Below are 16,031 nucleotides of genomic sequence, written 5' to 3'. Positions count from 1 at the left end.
CTCTCGGCTTTCCGGGCTTACTTGACGCCGAGACCGGCGTCGTCGACCGCGCTCGCGCCCTCGGCCTTGAGGACCTTGTTCAGCGGCGCGAGGTCGTAGATGCCGTTGAGGTCGGGCTTCTCCAGCAGTCCGGCCTTCACCGCGTGCTCGGCCTCGGTGTCGAGGGTCGAGGCCAGCGGGTCGTCGGTGAACTGGATCGACTTCCACGCCGGGTCGATGACCTCGGCGGGCAGCTCCTTGCCGGACAGCGCCTTGAGCTTGGTGTTGGCGGCGGCCTTCGCCTCGTCCGGGTTGGCGTTGATCCACTTGTTGGTCTTCACCGAGCCGCGCAGCACGGCCTCGACGACGTCCGGGTGCTCCTTGAGGAACTTCTGCGACACGATGATGTTCGTGATCACGAACTTCTTGTCGGGCCACAGGTCGGCCTCGTCGAGCAGCACCTTCGCGCCCTCGGCGACCAGCTTGGACGCGGTCGGCTCCGGCACCCAGGCGCCGTCGATGGACCCCGACTTGTAGGCGTCCGGCGTGATCTTGTTGTCCGTACGGACCACGGAGACGTCGCCCTTGCCGCTCTGGGCGTTGACCTTCCAGCCCTGCTCGGCGATCCAGTTGAGGAACGCCACGTCCTGCGTGTTGCCCAGCTGCGGGGTGGCGATCTTCTTGCCCTTGATGTCCTTCGTGGACTTGATCTTGTCCGGGTTCACCACCAGCTTCACCCCGCCGGAGGCGGAGCCGCCGATGATCCGCAGGCCCTTGCCGTCGGTCGTGCTGTAGCCGTTGATGGCGGGGGAGGGGCCGATCCAGCCGATGTCGATCGACCCGGAGTTCAGCGCCTCGATCTCGGACGGACCCGCGTTGAACTGGGAGTACGAGGCCTTCGTGCCCCCGAGCTCCTTCTGCAGCAGCCCTTCCTGGTCACCCACGAGCGCGGTGGCGTGCGTCAGGTTCGGGAAGTAGCCGATCCGGACGGTGTCGGCGGAGAGCTTCTTGCCCTCGGCGGCGACCTTCGAGGTGTCCTCGTCCTTGTCGGAGCCGTAACCGCAGGCGGCGAGGGTCAGGAGGGGGAGCGCGGCGGCCACGGCTATGCCGCGGCGAAGCAGTGTGGAGCCCTTGGCAGGCACGGGAGGGTTTCCTCTCGTTGGCCCGGCGGTCACGGTTCTTCAGGTCGTGGCCGGGAGGTCGGCAGGTCTTCGTCGTATCCGCGACGGCGGGCGGGGGGACGGGGCGCGCAGGCAGTGCGCGTACGTCAGCACGCACATCGCGCGACTCCGCCCTGTCCGGCGCCGAGGGCGCCGCTGCCGACGCGGCCGCCCTCCTTCGCGAACGTGGAGTAGACGTCGATGGTGGTCGTCATGTCAGAAGTCCCACCCGTCCTCGTCCGCCTCGGCCCGCACGGGCTCCGGGGAGGCGAAGGACTCGCCGACCATGCCCGCGGTGAGCGTGGTGCCGTCGGAGGGGTCGATCAGGATGAACGAGCCGGTGCGCCGGGAGTCGGCGTACGAGTCCACCGGCAGCGGCTCGGCGGTACGGATCTTCACGCGCCCGATGTCGTTGGCGACCAGGTGGCCCGGGTGCGGGTGCAGGGACAGGTCGTCGAGGGTCAGCCGCGAGGGGATGTCCTTGACGATCGCCTTGACCGTGCGGGTGCCGTGCTTGAGCAGGACGCGGTGGCCGATGGTCAGCGGCGCGTCGGCCACGTGGCAGACCGTCGCCTCGATGTCCTGCGTGGTCGCGGGCGCGTCCTTGGTCGGCACGATCAGGTCGCCGCGGGAGATGTCGACGTCGTCCTCCAGGAGGACCGTCACCGACTGCGTCGTCCAGGCCAGGTCGACCGGCTCGCCCAGCAGGTCGATCGAGGCGATCCGCGAGGTGCGGCCGGAGGGCAGCACGGTGACCGCCTCGCCGACGCGGAAGGCCCCGGCCGCGATCTGACCGGCGTACCCGCGGTAGTCGGGGTGCTCGGCGGTCTGCGGGCGGATCACGTACTGCACGGGCAGCCGCGCGTGGCAGGTCGCGAGGTCGTGGCTGACCGGGAGGGTCTCCAGGTGCTCCAGGAAGGTGGGGCCGCCGTACCAGTCCATGTTCGCGGACGGGTCGACCACGTTGTCCCCGGCGAGCGCGGAGATGGGGATCGCGGTGATCTCGGGAACGCCCAGTTCGGACGCGTACGCCGTGAACTCCTCGGCGATCGCGGCGAACACCGGCTCCCGGTAGTCGACGAGGTCCATCTTGTTCACGGCGAGCACGACGTGCGGGACACGCAGGAGGGCGGCGATCGCGGCGTGGCGGCGGGTCTGCTCGACGACGCCGTTGCGCGCGTCGACCAGGACCACCGTCAGCTCGGCGGTGGACGCCCCCGTCACCATGTTGCGGGTGTACTGCACATGGCCGGGGGTGTCGGCGAGGATGAAGCGGCGCTTGGCGGTGGCGAAGTAGCGGTAGGCGACGTCGATGGTGATGCCCTGTTCGCGTTCGGCGCGCAGGCCGTCGGTGAGCAGGGCGAGGTCGGGGGTGTCCTGGCCGCGGTTGCGGGAGGCGTGTTCGACGGCTTCGAGCTGGTCGGTGAGGACCGACTTGGAGTCGTGGAGCAGGCGGCCCACGAGGGTGGACTTGCCGTCATCGACGGAACCCGCGGTCGCGAACCGGAGCAGCGTCGTCTCGGACAGCTGCTCGACCGACAGCGGCTCGATGGGCTCGGTGGGCTCGATGGTGCTCGTCATGGCTAGAAGTACCCTTCGCGCTTGCGGTCTTCCATCGCGGCCTCGGACATCTTGTCGTCGGCGCGGGTGGCGCCCCGCTCGGTGAGCCGGGAGGCGGCGATCTCGGTGATCACGGCTTCCAGCGTGGTGGCGTCGGAGTCGACCGCGCCCGTGCAGGACATGTCGCCGACCGTGCGGTAGCGCACGAGGCGTGTCTCGACCGTCTCGCCGTCCTTGGGGCCGCCCCAGTCGCCGGCGGTGAGCCACATGCCGGCGCGCTGGAAGACGTCCCTGTCGTGCGCGAAGTAGATCTCGGGCAGTTCGATGCCCTCGCGGGCGATGTACTGCCACACGTCGAGCTCGGTCCAGTTGGACAGCGGGAAGACGCGGACGTGTTCGCCGGGGGCGTGGCGGCCGTTGTAGAGGTTCCACAGTTCGGGGCGCTGGCGGCGGGGGTCCCACTGGGAGAACTCGTCGCGCAGGGAGAAGACGCGTTCCTTGGCGCGGGCCTTCTCCTCGTCCCGGCGTCCGCCGCCGAAGACCGCGTCGAAGCGTTCGGCCTGGATCTTCTCGGTCAGCGGCAGCGTCTGCAGCGGGTTACGCGTCCCGTCCGGGCGCTCCTTGAGCGTGCCGCGGTCGATGTACTCCTGCACGGACGCCACATGCAGGCGCAGGCCGTGCTTCTTGACCGTGCGGTCGCGGTACTCCAGGACCTCCGGGAAGTTGTGCCCGGTGTCCACGTGCAGCAGCGAGAAGGGCACCGCGGCGGGCGCGAACGCCTTCAGCGCCAGGTGCAGCATGACGATGGAGTCCTTGCCGCCGGAGAACAGCACCACCGGCCGCTCGAACTCGCCCGCCACCTCACGGAAGATGTGCACCGCCTCGGACTCCAGAGCGTCCAGGTGGCTCAGGGCGTACGGGCTGTCGGTCCCCTCCTCGGAGACGTCGGCGACGGTCGTCATGCGAGACCCCTCTCGGCGAGCAGCGCGTAGAGCGCTGCCGCGGACTCCTGCACGGACTGGGTGTGCGACTCGATGCGCAGATCGGGCGACTCGGGCGCCTCGTACGGGTCGTCGACCCCGGTCAGCCCGGAGATCTCGCCCGCCGCCTGCTTGGCGTACAGGCCCTTCACGTCCCGCTCGCTGCACACCTCGACCGGTGTCGCGACATGCACCTCCAGGTAGGCGGCACCGCTCGCCTGGTGGCGCTTGCGCACCGCCTCGCGGCTGTCGGCGTACGGGGCGATGACCGGTACGAGCGTCTTGACGCCGTTGCGGGACAGCAGATCGGCGAGGAAGCCGATGCGCTGGACGTTGGTGTGCCGGTCCTCGCGGCTGAAGCCGAGGCCCGCCGTCAGGAACGTACGGATCTCGTCGCCGTCGAGCACCTCGACGCGGTGGCCCTCCTCGCGCAGCCGTGTGGCCAGTTCGTACGCGATGGTGGTCTTGCCGGCGCTCGGCAGACCCGTGAGCCAGATGGTGGCTCCGGTCACTTGGTTCTCCTGGTTCATCGAGGCCGTCGGGCCGGTCACGGTCGTCGCGGTCTTCGGGGGCGTCGCGGTCATGGTCAGCCGTGCAGTCCGCACTCGGTCTTGTTGCGGCCCGCCCAGCGGCCGGCGCGCGCGTCCTCGCCCTCCAGCACCCGCCGGGTGCAGGGGGCGCAGCCGACGGACGGGTAGCCGTCCATGAGGAGCGGGTTGGTGAGGACACCGTGCTCGCTCACGTACGCGTCCACGTCGTCCTGCGTCCAGCGGGCGATCGGCGAGACCTTGACCTTGCGGCGCTTCTCGTCCCAGCCGACGACGGGGGTGTTCGCGCGGGTCGGGGACTCGTCGCGGCGCAGGCCCGTGGCCCAGGCGCGGTACTTGGTCAGACCCTGCTCCAGCGGCGCGACCTTCCGCAGCGCGCAGCACAGGTCGGGGTCGCGGTCGTGCAGCTTCGGCCCGTACTCGGCGTCCTGCTCGGCGACGGTCTGGCGCGGGGTGAGCGTGATGACGTTGACGTCCATCACGGCCTCGACCGCGTCCCGGGTGCCGATGGTCTCGGGGAAGTGGTAGCCGGTGTCGAGGAACACGACGTCCACACCGGGGTTCGCGCGGGACGCGAGGTGGGCGACCACCGCGTCCTCCATCGAGGAGGTGACACAGAACTGCTTGCCGAACGTCTGCACGGCCCACTGGAGGATCTCCAGCGCGGAGGCGTCCTCCAGTTCACGGCCGGCCCGCTCGGCGAGCGCCTTGAGCTCCGCGTCCCGGTCGCTGTCCCGGTCGCTCTCGGAGCCGGTCCGCTTCTCCGTGCCGGTCTGTTTCTCTGTATCGGTATCGGTCCGAACGGCCGTCATATCTCGTCCCCTCCACCGTCGTTGCGCTGAAATCCACGGGTCAGCAACCCGAGGAACTTCAACTGGAAGGCTCGATTGCACGCTGCGCATTCCCACGCGCCGTGACCCTGCTCGCCGGGACGCAGGTCCTCGTCGCCGCAGTAGGGGCAGTAGAAGGGCGCCGCGCGCTCGCTCATGTCAGGGACTCCTCGGAGGCGCGGGTGGCCCACGTGGCGAAGCGCTCGCCGTCCTCGCGCTCCTCCTCGAAGCGCTTCAGGACCCGCTCGACGTAGTCGGGCAGGTCGTCCGCGGTGACCTTCAGACCGCGGACCTTGCGGCCGAAGCCGGCTTCGAGCCCGAGCGCGCCGCCCAGGTGGACCTGGTAGCCCTCGACCTGGTTGCCCTCGGTGTCGAGCATCAGCTGGCCCTTGAGACCGATGTCCGCGACCTGGATGCGGGCGCAGGCGTTCGGGCAGCCGTTGATGTTGATGGTGACGGGCTCGTCGAACTCGGGCATACGGCGTTCGAGCTCGTCGATCAGGGTGGCGCCGCGGACCTTGGTCTCGACGATGGCGAGCTTGCAGTACTCGATACCGGTGCAGGCCATCGTGCCGCGCCGGAAGCTGGACGGCCTGACCTTCAGGTCGAGGGCTTCGAGGCCCTCCACCAGGGAGTCGATCTGCTCCTGCTCCACGTCGAGCACGATCATCTTCTGCTCGACGGTGGTCCGCAGCCGGCCCGAGCCGTGCGCCTCCGCCAGCTCGGCGATCTTCGTGAGGGTGGTGCCGTCGACGCGGCCCACGCGCGGGGCGAAGCCGACGTAGAAGCGGCCGTCCTGCTGCCGGTGCACACCGATGTGGTCGCGCCAGCGGGCGAGCGGCTGGTCGGGCGCCGGGCCGTCGACGAGCTTGCGCTGCAGGTACTCGTCCTCCAGGACCTGGCGGAACTTCTCGACGCCCCAGTCGGCGACCAGGAACTTCAGCCGGGCGCGGGTGCGAAGGCGCCGGTAGCCGTAGTCGCGGAAGATCGACAGGACGCCGATGTGGACGTCGGCGACCTCGTCGAGCGGTACCCAGGCGCCGAGGCGCTGGCCGATCTTCGGGTTGGTGGAGAGGCCGCCGCCGACCCAGAGGTCGAAGCCGGGGCCGTGCTCGGGGTGATTCACGCCGACGAAGGCGACGTCGTTGATCTCGTGCGCCACGTCCAGGAGCGGCGAGCCGGAGACCGCGGTCTTGAACTTGCGGGGCAGGTTCGAGAAGTCCTTGTTGCCGATGACCCGGCGGTGGATCTCCTCGATGGCGGGCGTGCCGTCGATGATCTCGTCCTCGGCGATCCCGGCGACGGGCGAGCCGAGGATCACGCGGGGCGTGTCACCGCAGGCCTCGGTGGTGGACAGCCCGACGGCCTCCAGGCGCTCCCAGATCTCCGGGACGTCCTCGATGCGGATCCAGTGGTACTGGACGTTCTGCCGGTCGGTGATGTCCGCGGTCCCGCGCGCGAACTCCTGCGAGATCTCGCCGATGACGCGCAGCTGCTGTGTGGTCAGGCGTCCGCCGTCGATCCGTACCCGCAGCATGAAGTACTTGTCGTCCAGCTCCTCCGGCTCCAGGACCGCGGTCTTGCCGCCGTCGATGCCGGGCTTGCGCTGGGTGTAGAGCCCCCACCAGCGCATACGGCCGCGCAGGTCGTTGGGGTCGATCGAGTCGAAGCCCCGCTTGGAGTAGACCGTCTCAATGCGCGTCCGCACGTTGAGACCGTCGTCGTCCTTCTTGAACTGCTCGTTGCCGTTGAGCGGGGTGTAGTGACCCACGGCCCACTGGCCCTCACCGCGGTGACGGCTCACCTTGCGGCGGGGCGTTGCGGCAGCGGGATCCTGCGGAGTGGCGGCCATGGTTTCTACGTCCTTCGAGACAGACGGATGCGGCTCTGACCTGCGCGTACGAGTGCATACGGGCATGCGTGCGCGGCATTGCGCAAGTCGAGACAGGGAGAATGTCGGTGGTGCTGGGCACGGGGGCGCGGCCCCTGGTGCCGTGGGTCAGCGGACCGGACAGATGGCGCTGGACATGCGGCCGAGGTCGACGTGCCGCCGACTCACCAAGGCAATTCCAGTTCCAGACATGACGGAAGCGTGTCACGGCGATCTGGACACAGTCCAGCTTCGTCCAGGATGCGGACACCCTTGTCCCGGGATGTGGGACAAGGGAGGTGACGGTCACAAGATCGGGTGCGGATCGCATCCCGCCAGGTCAGCCGACCTGTGCCCCGGGCCAGGGCCCGGGGGCGGCCACGTCCGGCTCCTCCTCCACCTTGGTGTCGAAGAGCTTGAAGCCGCGGCGCAGATAGTTGTCCATCGCGTGCTCCCCGTCCTTGCTGCATGTATGCAACCAGACGCGCTTCGTCGTCGCCCGCCCCGGCCAGCGGTCGGCCAGGTCCCAGGCCCGCGCCACGGCGTACGAGAGGAGGTGGCCGCCGATGCGTCGGCCGCGGAAGGCCGGGATCAGCCCGAAGTAGACGATCTCCACGACACCGTCGTCCTGCGCCTCCAGCTGTACGTAGCCGGCGGGCGTCCCGCGGTCGTACGCGACCCAGGTCTCCGTGCCCGGCCGGTCCAGGTCCTCCAGCCACTGCGCGTACGTCCAGCCGAGCCGGTCCGTCCAGCGGATGTCGCCGCCGACGGAGGCGTACAGGAAGCGGCTGAACTCGGGGGAGGGCACCTCGGCGCGGGCGATCCGGACGTCACCGTCGGGCGCGGCGGCGGGCAGCCGGTCTGCCGGAGCGGTCTGCTCCAGGGACCAGGTGGTCACAGCGATGCTCATGCGGGCCAGCGAACCACGGGGACGGGCTCCCCTCCAAAGCGGGCCGCCCGTCCCTCCCGCGGGTCACTGCACGGAGTCGTCGACCGCCGACAGCGGGACCGAGTACAGCACCCGCTCCGGGATCGCCGGCGCCTCCCACGCGTTGTCCTCGTTCGCCGCCCACTCGGTGAGCGTCCACAGCTCGCCGGTCTCCTGCCAGTACGACAGGGACTCGGTGTGCTGCCCCCAGCAGGCGTACGACGTGCCGCCGTCGCCGCACTGCGCGGCCTTCGCGGCGCTCTCGTTCTGGCGCCACAGCGTGCCGTGCCGGTCGCGGCTGCCCGGGGCGTAACCGGTGTACCAGTCGGCCTCGTCCGCCCCGTCCGGCTTGTGCGACAGGACGCCCTGGAGCCCGACGGCCTTGGTCTCGTACGCCTCGTCGGCGTTCACGAGGCCACCGGCGGTGCTGCCGAGCAGGCCCGTGCGGTCGCTCGCGGTGCTGTAGTGGTAGCGCCAGACGCGGGCCGGTTCGGTGCCGCCGGAGCTGAACCACTCGTTGGCGACCAGGCTGTCCGGGGTCGAGGTCCGGTCCAGGGAGACCGACGCGAAACAGGGCCGCCCGTCGTTGCTACTCGCGCTGCACGCCCCGCCGGTGAGGTTGTACGAGCCGATGGCGGGCAGCACGTACTGGTAGCCGCGCGCCGACCAGCCGCCGCTCACTTTGCCGACCTCCGTGCTGTTCACGTCGGCCCGCAGGATGCGGTTCATGTCGAAGACGAACAGGGCGTTGTCGTGGTCGGCGCCGTTCTTCGCGGTGACGATCAGCTTGTCCTGGTACCAGACCATGCCGCCGACGTGCGAGCGGACCGCCCCGAAGTCCTTGCCGCCGGAGAGCGGTGCGACCAGCAGGACCCAGCGGTACTTGAGGTTCTTCGGGTCGTTCGCGTCGATGAAGGCGACCCGGGCCAGACCCTTGTCGGCGTCGGGCTCGCCCGCCTTGTGGTCGTTGTGGGCCCAGCCCGCCAGGATCACCCGGTCGGAGCCCCACTTGCCGTCGTTGTCGGCGTCCCCGGAGGTGGTGACGGACTGCGGCAGCCACTTCTGTGTGGTGGCGTCCCCGCTGTCCCAGCAGTACGCGCGGGACGCGGCCGGCTCGACGGGCAGGGCGGCCGATTCGGTCGCGGCGCAGTCGGCCTTGTTGCGCATCGGGTGGTTGGCGCTCCTGAGCACGGCGTCGACCCCGACGGACCCGCCCATCGAGCTCTGCAGGGTGTCCAGCGTCGACTCGGCGACCAGGTTCTCGTGCAGTTGCAGCTTGCCGATCTCGGCCGACGAGGTGAGCGGCTTCAAGGGGCCGGGGTTGTCGCTGCCGGCGGCCTGCGAGGTGGTGATGATGGTGGCGGCGGCGGTGAGGGCGAGGGCGGCCCCGGACAGGGTGGCCCGCAGCACACGCCCCTTGGTCCGGCGGCGATGTCTGCCTCGATACGTCATAGGTCCTCCCGCGTCGGCGGCCAACTGCCTCCTGCGATCCAGCGGTTGAGCCGGAGGAGACGGATGTGGGGGGCCGTGGGTTGGATGGTACGGCAGAGGGGGGCGAGCCAGGTCGAATACCCGGTAATAGGTCGGGATTGCGCCCATGCCTCCCACAGAGGGAGGAGGATGTCGTCGTCACTCCGGCAGAGGGTTCACACCCCCCGCGTCCACCGCCCCGGTCGCCGTCCCCGCCAGCCGTGCGCGCACCACCCCCGGCGCCGTCGAATACGGCAGCAGGTCGCCGGGGGCGTCCGGGAGGACCACCCGCACCTCGGCCGACTCGCGGAAACGGTACGGGCGGTGTTCCAGGACGGCCCCCAGGTAGCGGCGTACGCGCGACATCTCGGCCCGTACCGTCACCGTGCGGGCCGGGTCGCCGAACATGTCGTCGGCCAGGTCGGCGGCGCTGCGGCCGGTGCGGTGCAGGGCCAGCAGGTACAGCAACTCCGTGTGGCGCGGACTCGGTTCATGGGTCCAGGTGCCCGTTCCGTCCACCACGGTCAGCGACCAGCGGCGCGGCTGCGACACGTCCAGCTCGATCCGGGCGGCGCCGCCCGGTGCGCGGAGTCCGTCCGAGGCGCGTATCAGCCAGCCGTCGGTCAGCGGCTCCACCGAGCACAGGCCGAGCGACGGCAGCCAGATCCGGTCGGCGCCGGGCGCGACGGGCAGCGCGACCCGGTCCAGATGCGGCATGCCGGTGACCGCGGCGGTCCAGCCGTCCCGGTCGACCGCGAGGGCGCGGCCGGTGATCCGGGCGAGGACCGGCGCGGCCACCGAGCGCAGCCGGTCCAGCGCGGCCAGATGCCGTTCCCGCAGCCGCGCCTCGGCGAGCTTGGCCACCGAGTCGACCCACGCGAGGGTCGACGGATGCATCGTCTCCCAGGGCCCGCTGACGTCCACGACACCGATCAGCCGGCCGTCGCGCGGGTCGGTGATCGGCGCGCCCGTGCAGGTCCAGGTGGCGTGGGTGCGGACGAAGTGTTCGGCGGCGAAGACCTGGACGGGGCGGCGGACGACCGCGGGGGTGCCGATCCCGTTGGTGCCGACGACGTTCTCGCCCCAGTGCGCGCCGAGTTCGAAACCGAAGCCGTCGGCCCGGTGCAGCACGGGACGGCTGCCCTCGCGCCACAGCACCCGGCCCTCCTCGTCCGCCACGACCATGATGTGGCGGGTGATGTCCGCGACCGACAACAGCCCCTCGCGCAGCACCGGCAGGATGTGCCGCAGCGGGGACTCCCGGCGCCGCCGTTCGATCTCGTCGCGGTCGAGCAGCCCGGCGCGGAAGTCGTGGTCGGGGTCGACACCGCTGCGCAGCATCCGCCCCCAGGACTCCCCGATGACCGGCCGCGGGCCGAGCGGCCCCGGCTGCCCGGACAGTGCGGCGTCGCGTACCTCGTCGAGCACGCGGGCCACCCGCGCCGCGTCCCCCGGGGGCAGCCCTGCCACGTTCATGGGTGAGTGCGCCATCGCGTCCTCCCGAAAAGCCTGAGTGGACAGCCGGCAGCTGTCGGTCCGTCCCGGCGACGGGTGTCCGTCACCGAGCGCGACAATCCGAACACGCAGCGGAGATCCCATGCAGGGTTTGCAAGGTAAGAGCAAGGTGCGGAGACGTTGCAACCCTCTGCAACTCTGGTGCGACGCCCGGTGCGCGGCCGAAACTCTACGACGCACGGGGGTGGTGCCGTGTCGGCGCAGTACCACCCCCGTGGCGAAGCCGGCCGGAAGGCCGCCGGGGCCGGGGCCCGGTCAGGAGACGGGGCGGGCCCGCTCCACCACCGAGGCCAGGTCGAGCGTGTGCGGCAGCGTCCCCAGCGACGAACCCCAGTCCCCGCCGAGCCGTGACGCGCAGAACGCGTCGGCGACCTCCGGCGGCGCGAAGCGCACCAGCAGCGAACCCTGCAGCACCACGGCGATCCGCTCGACGAGCCGCCGGGCGCGCCCCTCGACACCGCCCAGATCGGCGAGTTCGGTCAGCAGGTCCTTGATCGCGCCGTCCAGCCGGTGATCGGCCCCGCGCGCCAGACCGACCTCCTGGAGGTACGCGTTCAGCGCGGACGGCTCCCGCTGGAGGGCCCGCAGCACATCGAGCGCCTGGACGTTGCCCGCGCCCTCCCAGATGGAGTTGAGCGGCGACTCGCGCAGCAGCCGCGGCAGGCCGGACTCCTCCACGTACCCGTTGCCGCCCAGGCACTCCAGGGCCTCCGCCACGACGGGCGTGCACCGCTTGGTCACCCAGTACTTGGCCGCCGGCACCGCGAGCCGCAGGAAGGCCCGCTCCTGCTCGCCGCCGTCGTCGTACGCGGCGGCCAGCCGCAGCGCGAGGGTCGTCGCCGCCTCCGACTCCAGGGCCAGGTCCGCCAGGACGTTGCGCATCAAGGGCTTGTCGACCAGCCGGCCGCCGAACGCCTCGCGGTGCTCGCAGTGGTGCACGGCCTGCGCGACCGCCTGCCGCATCAGCCCCGCCGAACCGAGCACGCAGTCCAGCCGGGTCGCGGCGACCATCCCCATGATGGAGCGCACCCCGCGCCCCTCCTCGCCGACCCGGCGCGCCCAGGTCCCGTCGAACTCGACCTCGGCGGAGGCGTTCGACCGGTTGCCCAGCTTGTCCTTGAGCCGCTGGATCCGGAAGACGTTGCGGGTGCCGTCCGCCAGCACGCGCGGCACCAGGAAGCAGGTGAGAGCGTCCCGGCCGCCCTGTCCGCCCTGTTCGCCGGCGGGGCCCGCCTGCGCCAGGACCAGGAAGCCGTCCGACATCGGCGCCGAGCAGAACCACTTGTGGCCCGTCAGCTCGTACGTCCCGTCCTCGGCGAGCGGCCGTGCGACCGTGGTGTTCGCACGGACGTCGCTGCCGCCCTGCTTCTCCGTCATGCCCATCCCGAACAGGGCGCCGGCCTTCCGCGCGGCAGGACGCAGGTCCTGGTCGTAGACGGTGGAGGTGAGCCGGGGCTCCCACTCCGCGGCGAGCGCCGGGTCGGTGCGCAGGGCGGGCACCGCCGCGTGGGTCATCGACAGCGGGCAGCCGTTGCCCGCCTCGACCTGGCTCCAGACCAGGAAACCGGCCGCGCGCCGCACATGCCCGCCCGGCCGCGACCAGGCCGCCGTCAGCCCCGCCGAGACGCCCTTGCCGAGCAGCCGGTGCCAGGACGGATGGAACTCGACCTCGTCCAGACGCTCGCCGTAGCGGTCGTGGGTGAGCAGCTTCGGCGGGTTCTCGTTGGCCAGCACTCCCCACTTCTGGACCTGCGCGGACCCGGAGGTGCGCCCGAGGGCGGACAGCTCGCCGCGCGCCTCGTCGAGGAGCGCGGGATCGAGATGCCGGCCGACCGCCTCCACCAGGGCCCGGTCGGCGGTGAAGAGGTCGTACGCGACCAGCGGCGGAGCCTGGTTGGTCACGGTGTGGGTGCGGGCTGCCATGCCTGCGAACCTACCCGCGGTGCGGCGATCGTCACCAAACTCCCGCCGCACCCCCCGTACGCCGGAGCGCCGCCGTCCCGTCAGGCCGGACGCGACAGCGTGGCCAGGTCGCCGGAGCCGAGCGTGTCCTCACCGCGCGGGGTCACCGACCAGCTCGGGCTGTGGACGGTGTCGAGGTAGCGCTCGCCCAGGTCGGGGGCGAGCGCCACCGACGTGAGGTCCCGTGCCCCGTGCAGATCCATCCAGGTCGCCGCCCCGCTGACGACCGTGCCGGTGGAGCCGCCGAACAGGAACCCCCGTGCGGCCAGCCGGCGGCAGACGCGGACGGTGTCCGCCTCCTCCACGTGCACCACGTCGTCGACGTACGACTCGTCGAGCATCGGCGGACGTACGCCCATGCCGAGCCCCGGAATCTGCCGGGGGCGCTCGGGCCCGCCGAAGGTCACCGAGCCGACGGTGTCCACCGCGACGATCCGCACCCGGCGCCGCCACTGCCAGAACCAGCGCGCGCAGCCCATCAGGGTGCCGGTCGTACCGGCCCCGACGAACAGCACGTCCAGGTCCGGGAAGCGGCGTGCGATGGCCGGCGCAGTGGTGCGGTAGTGCGCCCGCCAGTTGCTGTCGTTGGCGTACTGGTTGAGCCAGACGTACCGGTCGTCCGAGGCACACAGCGCCCGTACGTACGCGATCCGGGCGCCCAGGAAGCCGCCGTGCAGAGCCGGCTCCTCGACGACGTGGACCACGCTGCCCAGAGCTTCCATCATCCGCCGGGTCGCCGGGTTGCAGCGTGCGTCGGTCACGCACCGGAACCCGTAGCCACGGCTCGCGGCGATCACGCTCAGTGCCACGCCCAGGTTCCCGGACGACGACTCGACCAGGACGGATCCCGGTCGCAGGGCGCCGCTGCGTTCGGCGGCGTCCACCATCTCGGTGGCCGCCTTCATCTTGATCGACCCCGCGAAATTGAACCCCTCGCACTTCAGGAAGAGCGGCAGCCCCATCGTCGCCCGCAGGTCGACGTAGAGCTCGTTCTCGTTGAATTCCGAAGGATCGGAAATGACAGGCATGAGTCCCCCTCGTTCATGCGGCCTTCGTGCGGCGCCGTGCCCACGTCCCGTGCGGCACGGCGCCCGCCGGTCAGCCGTGCCGGCGCAGCTCGTGGAAGAAGCCGTCCACGACGTGCGGCTCGCCCCGCCGGGCCACCTCGTCGTGGACGAACTTGCCGACCGCGAGGTCCAGGACCCCGAGGCCGAAGGGCGAGAAGACGACCGTCCGGTCGGCCGGCACGGTCACCCGCCCGGACAGCACGTCGTCCAACGTGCCGTCGATGAAGTCCCGGCCGCCGCTGAGGCGTTCGGCCAGGTGCGGAGAGGTCTCCGCCTTCAGGCAGTGCTCGATGTCGTCCACGAAGTTGGCCGAGGCGAGCAGGATCTCGGGTGCCAGGTCGCGCAGCGACACGTGCAGCACCAGCGGGGCGTGGTCGAACCACGCGAGGTCGTGGATGTGCGGAGTGCCCGCGACGGTGGCGAAGACCACCAGATCGCTGGAGCGGATCAGCGACTCGGCGCTGTCGTGCACGGTGAGCCGGCCCTTGGCGCCGGACCGTTCCAGATAGCCGTGGAAACCGGCCGCGCTGTCCGCGGACAGGTCGTACACCCCGGTCTCCTCGAACGACCAGCCGGTGGCGGTGAGATGGGTGTGGATGTGGCGGGCGATCAGCCCGGTGCCGACGAACCCGACCCGGACCGGCCGGGTGCGGCCCCGGCTGAGCCGGTCGGCCGCGAGGGCCGCGGAGGACGCCGTCCGGGCGGCGTTGATGATCGACGCCTCCAGGCAGGCGAACGGGTAGCCCGTCTCGTGGTCGTTGAGGATCAGCACGGCCGAGGCCCGGGGCAGCCCGGACGCCGTGTTCTCGGGGAAGCTGGAGACCCACTTGATGCCGTCCACCCCGATGTCCCCGCCGATCGACGCCGGCAGCGCGATGATCCGCGACGACGGACGGTCGGGGAAGCGCAGGAAGTACGACGGCGGGTTCACCGAGTCGCCGCCCCCGTGCAGCCGGTACACCCGCTCGACGAGGTCCGCGATCTCCGACTCCCGCCCCTCAAGGGCCTGCTGGACCTGGGCGCCGGAGACGACGGTGAACGGGGGAGCGGTGCGCGTCTCGGCGGCCTGCGCCGCCTGTTCCGTGCCGGTCATGCGGTCCTCACCTCGGTCGTGGGGGTGGAGTCGGTCAGCCGGACCGGGTCGGCCAGTGCGGCGAGCACCTCGCGCGGGCCCTCGAAGGGCTCCCTGCTGTGCGCGGTGCGGATGTTGTCGACGATCATCAGGTCGCCGGAGCGCCACGGCTCGCGCACGGTGTGGGCCTCGTACACCGCGTTGATCTCCCGGACGACGTCCTCGCCGATCGGGTCGCCGTTGCCGTGGCGGGTGTTGAAGGGCAGCCCGTCGGGGCCGTAGACGTCCACCAGGTACTCCCGCACCTCGGGGTCCATCGTCCACTCGTTGAGGAAGGCGATCTGGTTGAACCAGCAGGGCCGTCCCGTGACGGGGTGCCGGATCACCGCGGCGCGGCGCTGGCGGGTGTGCAGGGAGCCGTCGCTCTGCCAGGCGAACTCGATGGCGTGGGCCCGGCAGTAGCGTTCGATGGCGGCGCGGTCCTCGGTGCCGAAGGCCTCGCCGACCGACGCCCCGATCTCGTCGTTGTACGTCCGGGCGAGCAGCCAGCCCTCGCGCGCGAACCGCTCGGTGAGACCGGCCGGCAGCGCGTCGAGCACCGTGGGCGCGTCGGCGACGGCGGTGGCGCCGCCCTCGGCCGGCGCGTCGAGGCACGCGAACAGCATCAGCGCGGGGAACTCGACCGAGTAACTCAGCTCGTGGTGCATGCACATCTGCTGGTTGGGCGGCCACTTGGTGGAGGAGTACACGCCGTCCGCGTACGTCCGCCGGGGTGCGAAGGACTCCCGGTCGGGCATCAGGCCGGTGGCCAGGCGCCGGAACACCTCTCCGGTCGTGTCCGGGTCGTCCAGGCCCAGACCGCGGACCAGGACGCTGCCGTGCTCGGCGACCACGGCGCGCAGCGCGTCGCGGTGGACGGCCGCCCAGCCCGCCGTGTCCCCTGCGACGTCGGCGCGCAGGATCGGGGGGCTGCCGGGACTCAGGACGACGTCGGGCAGGAGCGTCGGGGTCGAGGACATCGTGTGGTTCCTTCCGGTCTCGCGCGGTTCGGCCCGCGCGCGGATGTGCGTGTGGTCGTGGGCCGGCTCCC

At 71.2% G+C, this 16,031-nt stretch carries 15 protein-coding genes; all 15 read right to left on the bottom strand.

All coding sequences use genetic code 11. The features are described from left to right. Positions 1–17 precede the first annotated feature (17 nt). Positions 18–1,121, bottom strand: coding sequence for an aliphatic sulfonate ABC transporter substrate-binding protein (locus tag J8N05_RS31205; protein WP_210888783.1), 1,104 nt, complete (start codon positions 1,119–1,121; stop codon positions 18–20). 234 nt (positions 1,122–1,355) lie between these two features. After that, positions 1,356–2,720 carry a sulfate adenylyltransferase subunit 1 gene (locus J8N05_RS31200; RefSeq protein ID WP_210888781.1) on the bottom strand — a complete coding sequence of 455 codons (1,365 nt, stop codon included), beginning with the start codon at positions 2,718–2,720 and terminating at the stop codon, positions 1,356–1,358. Between the two features lie 2 nt (positions 2,721–2,722). Then, positions 2,723–3,661 carry a sulfate adenylyltransferase subunit CysD gene (gene cysD / locus J8N05_RS31195; RefSeq protein ID WP_210888780.1) on the bottom strand — a complete coding sequence of 313 codons (939 nt, stop codon included), beginning with the start codon at positions 3,659–3,661 and terminating at the stop codon, positions 2,723–2,725. After that, on the bottom strand, positions 3,658–4,209 hold the full coding sequence (gene cysC / locus J8N05_RS31190) for an adenylyl-sulfate kinase (protein WP_210890512.1): 552 nt from the start codon (positions 4,207–4,209) through the stop codon (positions 3,658–3,660). The genes cysD and cysC overlap by 4 nt, the downstream gene beginning before the upstream one ends. 56 nt (positions 4,210–4,265) lie before the next feature. Then, positions 4,266–5,039 (bottom strand): phosphoadenylyl-sulfate reductase, encoded by a 774-nt coding sequence (locus tag J8N05_RS31185; RefSeq protein WP_210888779.1) that lies wholly within the window; start codon positions 5,037–5,039, stop codon positions 4,266–4,268. Continuing rightward, positions 5,036–5,215: a hypothetical protein gene (locus J8N05_RS31180; RefSeq protein WP_210888778.1), complete on the bottom strand. Its 180-nt coding sequence runs from the start codon at positions 5,213–5,215 to the stop codon at positions 5,036–5,038. Before J8N05_RS31180 ends, J8N05_RS31185 begins: the two co-directional genes overlap by 4 nt. Next, entirely contained in the window at positions 5,212–6,909 is a 1,698-nt protein-coding gene (locus J8N05_RS31175; RefSeq protein ID WP_210888777.1) for a nitrite/sulfite reductase, read from the bottom strand. Before J8N05_RS31175 ends, J8N05_RS31180 begins: the two co-directional genes overlap by 4 nt. 147 nt (positions 6,910–7,056) lie before the next feature. Continuing rightward, positions 7,057–7,140, bottom strand: a complete 84-nt coding sequence (locus J8N05_RS48215) for a putative leader peptide (RefSeq protein ID WP_349817346.1) — start codon at positions 7,138–7,140, stop codon at positions 7,057–7,059. A 127-nt stretch (positions 7,141–7,267) separates the two neighbouring features. Further along, on the bottom strand, positions 7,268–7,837 hold the full coding sequence (locus J8N05_RS31170; protein ID WP_210888776.1) for a GNAT family N-acetyltransferase: 570 nt from the start codon (positions 7,835–7,837) through the stop codon (positions 7,268–7,270). 63 nt (positions 7,838–7,900) lie between these two features. Beyond that, on the bottom strand, positions 7,901–9,307 hold the full coding sequence (locus tag J8N05_RS31165) for a hypothetical protein (RefSeq protein ID WP_210888775.1): 1,407 nt from the start codon (positions 9,305–9,307) through the stop codon (positions 7,901–7,903). A gap of 177 nt (positions 9,308–9,484) precedes the next feature. Continuing rightward, on the bottom strand, positions 9,485–10,816 hold the full coding sequence (locus tag J8N05_RS31160) for a GAF domain-containing protein (RefSeq protein ID WP_210888774.1): 1,332 nt from the start codon (positions 10,814–10,816) through the stop codon (positions 9,485–9,487). 279 nt (positions 10,817–11,095) lie between these two features. Next, a complete protein-coding gene (locus J8N05_RS31155; RefSeq protein WP_210888773.1) occupies positions 11,096–12,763 on the bottom strand; it encodes an acyl-CoA dehydrogenase family protein in 1,668 nt (555 codons plus the stop codon). Positions 12,764–12,843: 80 nt separating this feature from the next. Continuing rightward, positions 12,844–13,830 carry a 2,3-diaminopropionate biosynthesis protein SbnA gene (gene sbnA, locus J8N05_RS31150; RefSeq protein ID WP_210888772.1) on the bottom strand — a complete coding sequence of 329 codons (987 nt, stop codon included), beginning with the start codon at positions 13,828–13,830 and terminating at the stop codon, positions 12,844–12,846. 70 nt (positions 13,831–13,900) lie between these two features. Next, entirely contained in the window at positions 13,901–14,962 is a 1,062-nt protein-coding gene (gene sbnB / locus J8N05_RS31145) for a 2,3-diaminopropionate biosynthesis protein SbnB (RefSeq protein WP_210888771.1), read from the bottom strand. Next, a complete protein-coding gene (locus J8N05_RS31140) occupies positions 14,959–15,960 on the bottom strand; it encodes a TauD/TfdA family dioxygenase (RefSeq protein WP_210888770.1) in 1,002 nt (333 codons plus the stop codon). The genes sbnB and J8N05_RS31140 overlap by 4 nt, the downstream gene beginning before the upstream one ends. Between the last annotated feature and the right edge of the window lie 71 nt (positions 15,961–16,031).

Origin of the sequence: Streptomyces liliiviolaceus (assembly GCF_018070025.1) — a bacterium.
Lineage (GTDB): Bacteria > Actinomycetota > Actinomycetes > Streptomycetales > Streptomycetaceae > Streptomyces > Streptomyces liliiviolaceus.
This window is presented reverse-complemented; position numbering and strand designations above follow the sequence as displayed.

What these genes read in the sequence shown, in the direction of transcription:
- J8N05_RS31200 (WP_210888781.1), bottom strand. Translation starts at nt 2,720, where the DNA reads ATGACGAGCACCATCGAGCCCACCGAGCCCATCGAGCCGCTGTCGGTC.
- cysD (WP_210888780.1), bottom strand. Translation starts at nt 3,661, where the DNA reads ATGACGACCGTCGCCGACGTCTCCGAGGAGGGGACCGACAGCCCGTAC.
- cysC (WP_210890512.1), bottom strand. Translation starts at nt 4,209, where the DNA reads ATGAACCAGGAGAACCAAGTGACCGGAGCCACCATCTGGCTCACGGGT.
- J8N05_RS31185 (WP_210888779.1), bottom strand. Translation starts at nt 5,039, where the DNA reads ATGACGGCCGTTCGGACCGATACCGATACAGAGAAACAGACCGGCACG.
- J8N05_RS31180 (WP_210888778.1), bottom strand. Translation starts at nt 5,215, where the DNA reads ATGAGCGAGCGCGCGGCGCCCTTCTACTGCCCCTACTGCGGCGACGAG.
- J8N05_RS31175 (WP_210888777.1), bottom strand. Translation starts at nt 6,909, where the DNA reads ATGGCCGCCACTCCGCAGGATCCCGCTGCCGCAACGCCCCGCCGCAAG.
- J8N05_RS48215 (WP_349817346.1), bottom strand. Translation starts at nt 7,140, where the DNA reads ATGTCTGGAACTGGAATTGCCTTGGTGAGTCGGCGGCACGTCGACCTC.
- J8N05_RS31170 (WP_210888776.1), bottom strand. Translation starts at nt 7,837, where the DNA reads ATGAGCATCGCTGTGACCACCTGGTCCCTGGAGCAGACCGCTCCGGCA.
- J8N05_RS31165 (WP_210888775.1), bottom strand. Translation starts at nt 9,307, where the DNA reads ATGACGTATCGAGGCAGACATCGCCGCCGGACCAAGGGGCGTGTGCTG.
- J8N05_RS31160 (WP_210888774.1), bottom strand. Translation starts at nt 10,816, where the DNA reads ATGGCGCACTCACCCATGAACGTGGCAGGGCTGCCCCCGGGGGACGCG.
- J8N05_RS31155 (WP_210888773.1), bottom strand. Translation starts at nt 12,763, where the DNA reads ATGGCAGCCCGCACCCACACCGTGACCAACCAGGCTCCGCCGCTGGTC.
- sbnA (WP_210888772.1), bottom strand. Translation starts at nt 13,830, where the DNA reads ATGCCTGTCATTTCCGATCCTTCGGAATTCAACGAGAACGAGCTCTAC.
- sbnB (WP_210888771.1), bottom strand. Translation starts at nt 14,962, where the DNA reads ATGACCGGCACGGAACAGGCGGCGCAGGCCGCCGAGACGCGCACCGCT.
- J8N05_RS31140 (WP_210888770.1), bottom strand. Translation starts at nt 15,960, where the DNA reads ATGTCCTCGACCCCGACGCTCCTGCCCGACGTCGTCCTGAGTCCCGGC.